The sequence below is a fragment of the Xenorhabdus entomophaga genome, from assembly GCF_037996725.1.
GTDB classification, from domain to species: Bacteria; Pseudomonadota; Gammaproteobacteria; order Enterobacterales; family Enterobacteriaceae; genus Xenorhabdus; species Xenorhabdus khoisanae.
Window position 1 is genome coordinate 1 of the sequence record NZ_JBBMXH010000241.1, and the last position, 1,393, is coordinate 1,393.

Annotated in this window: 1 protein-coding gene; it reads right to left on the bottom strand. The window is 44.9% G+C overall.

Features of this window, described 5'->3' with window-relative positions; genetic code table 11:
- A partial coding sequence (locus AAC854_RS22485; RefSeq protein WP_340619035.1) for a phage integrase N-terminal domain-containing protein occupies positions 1-354 on the bottom strand: 354 nt, incomplete at its 3' end.
- Positions 355-1,393: the final 1,039 nt, after the last annotated feature.

Consider the following 1,393-nt stretch of genomic DNA (forward strand, 5'->3'; position numbering starts at 1 on the left):
GGCATCAGGGATCGCCTGCTTCGTTCCGGCACGGCTGGTTCCACTTAATCCTAATGCCTGATTGCTCAAACGCGGCGAGGTTTCCAGTTTCTCCCGGCCTGCCATGCGGAAAATATTACACAGCGCAGCCATTTCATTTTGCACTGTGCGCTTAGCGATCCCCTGAGATAAACGGGCATCAACGTAATGCTCCACATGCTTGGTTTTCAAATTATTAAGGCTTTTAACCTGAATATTCAGGCTTAATAACAATGCCCCCAAGCGCCCTGCAATCCGAATGCGGTCATGGCGGGTCTTATGACTGCCGCCACCTTGTCGGGCAAAAAACTTCAATTCTTTCATCAATCGGCTCATTAGCTTCCCCTTGCTGATACCTGACAACCTACAATCTCTGGCGCGCGACCGTTCTGGCAAAACAGAAAATACCTGTCTTGCCCTTGATCGATATCTGTGCACCAGAGTGAACGCAGGTTGAGGTATTGCGGGGTATCGGTTGAGTACGCGGTACTGCCGCCTGCGTGTGCAGGTCATCCCCACCGGCAAAAAGCCAGCCTCGATATCGTCAAGTTCTCCTTTTTCAATCTAAAAATGCAGTGTCAGATTCACTGCGTGGTGAAGCAGGCGTGAGCCTGTCAGGGTTCGATTGTTCTTTGGCTGCGGCGTCACTTTCAGCGGTGAACCTGCAAAAAGTGACGCCTTAAGATCCGTAACCGGTCAGCAAAAGTCGTGCAAGCGTTGAAATGCCTACAGGCACAGCAAAACGCCGCCAGATTCAGTGTCAAACGGTAGTCATGTTAATGGATTAGCTGTAGAAAATTGCCTGTTTAATCATTCAAACAGGGATAGATAAAAGCATGAACGGAGGCGCAAAAGCCATCCCGTTGTCCATTGAAGATAAACAGGATTGATGTTGCTTTGAAACACCAGTGTATGAACTCACGTTCAATGCACTGCGGTAACAAGATAAAGATAGCCTTTTGGGTTATCTATTAGTTTAAGAGACCTTCATTGTCAGACGAGGGGTTGGTGTCCTGACAATATCTGCTTCCAAAGGGGGGCAGATGTACCGCAATACTTGCTCTCCCTTTCAGGCTACAGGAGTTTTATTCGCCGCTTCACGCTGATCCTTTCAGGCACAAGATCATTTTTTGTAGAAAAGATATTAACGGCTTAGCCGGACAGGGTCAAAGGCGCATTGAGCCGATTTTAAAAATTTTTTGTTTTATCAGACAAAAGTCAAAATTTATTAATTTAATTAACGTAATATTTCATATAATAGCCTATTTCATCCTGATTTCTTTATCATTTATAAATATTTTCAATTAAATGCCGATAGATTATTCATTTGAGTATCTGTGTAAGGGAAGAGCAAAGTGAAAAATCAGAAAGAATC